The 1777-nt window shown below is 43.8% G+C and carries 3 protein-coding genes and 1 tRNA gene; 2 read left to right on the top strand and 2 right to left on the bottom strand.

The genetic code is table 11. The features are described from left to right. A partial coding sequence (locus F6K37_RS45170; RefSeq protein ID WP_353839132.1) for a DUF4359 domain-containing protein occupies nucleotides 1–166 on the bottom strand: 166 nt, incomplete at its 3' end. Nucleotides 167–411: 245 nt separating this feature from the next. On the opposite strand from F6K37_RS45170, the gene F6K37_RS40820 reads away from it, so the two are divergent. Then, nucleotides 412–484 (top strand) — tRNA-His (locus tag F6K37_RS40820). Nucleotides 485–508: 24 nt separating this feature from the next. After that, a complete protein-coding gene (locus tag F6K37_RS40825) occupies nucleotides 509–691 on the top strand; it encodes a hypothetical protein (RefSeq protein WP_287257002.1) in 183 nt (60 codons plus the stop codon). A gap of 43 nt (nucleotides 692–734) precedes the next feature. Here F6K37_RS40825 and F6K37_RS40830 read toward each other — a convergent pair whose 3' ends face one another. Further along, a complete protein-coding gene (locus F6K37_RS40830) occupies nucleotides 735–1031 on the bottom strand; it encodes a YkvA family protein (RefSeq protein WP_287257003.1) in 297 nt (98 codons plus the stop codon). Between the last annotated feature and the right edge of the window lie 746 nt (nucleotides 1032–1777).

Genomic DNA, 1777 nt, shown 5'->3' on the forward strand with positions numbered 1-1777 from the left:
GGGTTTCCGGTGCTTGGGGACAAACTTCTTCTTTTAGATACTTGCTCAGTTGCTCAACCGCATAATCTTCATAGGTAGCTTGTCCAGGATTGGTCACCACCATTGAGCCTCCCACCACCGCCAGCACTATAGTGCCAAAAGCGGTGACAACCTGTGAAATCTTCATATTAATTTTTCAAGCATATATTATATACTACGATGGCTATGAAGCCTTCGAGTTCCAGATTAACTGCAAAATGGTGGTAACGTCTTGCATTTTTGATGGAAGTCCCTCAGGGCAAGATAATTGCCGCAATGGTCAGCAAACCTCAGGACTCTATTCATTCCTGAGTGAGTAATTACCATCAAACTTTCAGAGATTCTTGATAAACCAACAAATAAGATGCTATAATAAACAACTGTAAGATTATGGCGAGCGTAGCCAAGTGGTTAAGGCAGTGGATTGTGGTTCCACCACTCGCGGGTTCGAGTCCCGTCGTTCGCCCTAAAAGTCCGTGGAATGGGCATCTTGCCCGTATCCTTCCTGGCATATTGGTGGAATGGGCATCTTGCCCGTATCCTTCCTGGCATATTGGTGGAATGGGCATCTTGCCCGTATCCTTCCTGGCATATTGGTGGAATGGGCATCTTGCCCGTTTCATGTCTTGATGCAGCGCGAAGATTCAGCAATGCCAAAAAAATGCAGAAGTAGATTCACATAATCACTTCTGCCTACATCCTCTCAAGACCCTTGACTAGACACCCATAGAGTCTACATCCACAGTCTTGACCTTAGGATCTTGAGTGTCATTGGCAATCTTTTCGCTTTGGCGGTTTTTGGCAAAGTCAATTAGCCACTGAGACAGCTCCGAAACCAGCAGGGTTATAACTGCGATATCATCAATTTGCCCAATGATGGGAATAAAGTCTGGGGAAATATCAATGGGGCTAAGAAAGTAAACTAGGGTTCCCAAGATAATCCACCAGCGATACTTAGAATGGCGGATAGTGTTGCGATACCAGTTGTAAAAAGATTGAATTGGATTGTTCATCAAAATTTGCGGCTTAATACCTCATCCCATAGCAAGTTGCGTGAGTAGGAAAGCCACACCTCCAACTAATGGTTTAAGCGATGCAGCGCGGTCTTGGGGAGGCAGCGCCTTCACGCGGGGGTTTCCCCCACTCGCTATTGCCGTGGTTCCTCCCACTCGCGCTTTGCATCAAGAAAGGACTCAATACTCTATAAGCAGGTGCACAAAATTAATTACACATTTTCCAAAACTCAAAGCCTTACGATGTAAGGGTTACAGAGATTGGTAGTAGGAAATTAATTTTGTTTAGGTGCTTAGCTACTATTTATAGTGCCAGATTCTTCCAGAAACCGACTATGGGGATAACCACCCGTTTGATTAGAGTTTTTACTAGAATTATAAATTTGAATACTTAGGCAAATGAAACGGGCAAGATGCCCATTCCACACCGAAACCAAAAATTGAGGCTTTCCCTAATATGGAACTTGGTTATGGTGATCAGACCTTAGCCCCATTGATATTAAATTCTTCCCCATCTCCTCATCTCCCTATCTCCCTAAACTACCTCCACTACCTAAGACACTCTGTACCGGATGTGCTAAAGTCCAAGTGTAAATTTCCTGACCTAATCAGTTAACTAGTGGAGAATAGGATCAGTTTCTTGGTAAGTGGTTGAAAATCAATAGAAGATTGATAGACCACTGAGTTATTTGGAAGTAAGGGCAAGTCGTGGATATTGTCGAACTTATTGCAAAAGGTGGGATCGC

Source organism: Moorena sp. SIO4E2 (assembly GCF_010671945.1).
Taxonomy (GTDB): domain Bacteria; phylum Cyanobacteriota; class Cyanobacteriia; order Cyanobacteriales; family Coleofasciculaceae; genus Moorena; species Moorena producens.